At 36.2% G+C, this 506-nt stretch carries 1 pseudogene; it reads right to left on the bottom strand.

Going from position 1 to position 506, the window contains the following annotated elements:
* Positions 1-506, bottom strand: a pseudogene (locus tag AAEZ02_RS21815) (hypothetical protein); the annotation flags it as partial.

Here is a 506-nt window from a genome sequence, read left to right as displayed (position 1 = left end):
GTTCAGTATTGAGCTGTTCAAGTAAAGATTTTTCGACTTTATTGATGAGCTTAGTTGTTGCCCATCTCATCGTGCCAGTTTTGTGATAGTGTGCCGTCGCTAATATATTTTGCGGCAAATCACAAACCGTTGTCCAATCAACACCTTGACTAACTGCTTCGACACGCTCACTTATCAATGTGTTGATATCGATATCACTACCTTGGAAAACAAATAAAGCATCATGTTTCTGTCGGTAAATAATGACAGTCCATGTTTGTAAATCATCTAATGCAGCAACAATTTCACTATTTTTAAACCCACGAGACACAAAATAGTGTTTTATGAAATCTTTCTTTGCATGAAGCTGATGATGAAATCCAAAAATAGTTAATAGTGCAATAACTTTCGTTATTGAAACATGAAGATCACTACCTTTTTGCTCCGCACGATATATAGCATCACAACCTTCCAACCATGCTTTACTATCATGCGATGTCACAATTAAGTGATGCAAATTATGGTGA

Source organism: Shewanella sp. T24-MNA-CIBAN-0130, from assembly GCF_040310185.1.
Classification (GTDB): domain Bacteria; phylum Pseudomonadota; class Gammaproteobacteria; order Enterobacterales; family Shewanellaceae; genus Shewanella; species Shewanella psychromarinicola.
This window is presented reverse-complemented; position numbering and strand designations above follow the sequence as displayed.